This window comes from Paenibacillus sp. F4 (assembly GCF_002894905.1).
GTDB lineage: Bacteria > Bacillota > Bacilli > Paenibacillales > Paenibacillaceae > Paenibacillus > Paenibacillus polymyxa_B.
In genome coordinates this window covers 1-1,262 of sequence record NZ_POVS01000038.1, presented here as the reverse complement: position 1 = coordinate 1,262, position 1,262 = coordinate 1, and the positions used below count along the sequence as shown (strand labels likewise).

Sequence of the window (1,262 nt, the reverse complement as noted above, 5' to 3'; positions counted from 1 at the left end):
TGGGACTGCCCCCTGTTTCTGAGACAGGGATCAAAACACCTTTCAAGTTCTAAGCAGCCAGTTGCCGGAAATGAACCGGCGACTGGTTATTTAGTTTTGTTTGAATGCGAATTGAGTTATAGTAAGTCATGTAGTCTCGAACGATCTGTACGACGATTGCCGTCGTTGTACAGGTTAAACATTCGAGATAGAACGTTTCAGACTTTAGCGTGGAATGAAACGATTCGATGGGGGCATTATCAGCGGGCGTACCCTTGCGGGACATGCTCATGGTAATGCCTTTTCCCTTTACAGCTTCTTGATACGCCTGAGAAGTATAGACGCTGCCCTGGTCGCTATGGAGCACTGTGCCTGTTAGATCGGGTAACTGGTTAAGTGTGTCCAGCACGAATGCAGTGTCTTGCTTGTCAGCTATACTGTAGGCCACAATCTCTCCGTTAAACAAGTCCAAAATACTCGACAGGTATAACGTTTTTCCGCCAAACGGCAAATACGTAATATCTGTTACGAGTTTTTGCATGGGGGCATCGGCTTCGAATTGGCGCTTTAACAAGTGTTCTGCGATATAGGCTGGTTGCCCCGTAGGTTTGCGTTTCTTCACTTTGACACGGCACTGCAGCCCCTCGTTCTGCATAATTCGCTGCACACGTTTGTGGTTAATTTTATGCTCTCTCCGAAGCAGCGCTGTGATCTTTCGGTATCCATAGCGAAATTTATGCTGCCTGCAGAGTTCTCGAATTTTCTCCACCATGTGATCTTTGTAGCGACTCCCATAGGCGGCTTTCCAACGATAGTAAGTGGCACGAGGAATCCCGATCCATGCACACGCTTGGCTCACACTAACGTCCCCTCGAATGGACTCCACCCACTCCACTATAATCTTTGGAGACACCTCCTTTCCATTTCCCTGTACTTTTTTAGCAGATCTAATTGTTGCTTCAAAAACCGATTCTCAGCCTTTACTTTCTCCAATTCTGAAGTATATTCAGGCCCTTTGCCGTAGCTGTATTGTTTACCCACAGGCTGCTCTAACCGATTCCATTCTCCCTTACGATACCATCTCATCCAGGTGTCCACTTGTGTCTTATTTCGTATGTTCAGTTGCTCCATGACTTCTTTCACAGGAATGCCAGCCAATCTCATTTCGATGGCTTTCATCTTCACTTCTACCGGATAGCTAACTCTTGTTGCCAACGCAAAAACACCTCCAAGGTTGTCTCCATATCTTACGACATGGCTGCATTCTCTTGAAGGTGTTTTAA

The 1,262-nt window shown here is 46.4% G+C and carries 1 protein-coding gene; it reads right to left on the bottom strand.

Translation table 11 applies throughout. The features are described from left to right. Window positions 1-49: 49 nt before the first annotated feature. Window positions 50-1,194, bottom strand: a protein-coding gene (locus C1T21_RS26640; protein WP_103050369.1) for an IS3 family transposase whose coding sequence is annotated in 2 segments (ribosomal slippage) — window positions 50-921 and window positions 921-1,194 — 1,146 coding nt in all. Because the reading frame shifts where the segments join, the coding sequence is not laid out codon by codon here. Window positions 1,195-1,262 lie beyond the last annotated feature (68 nt).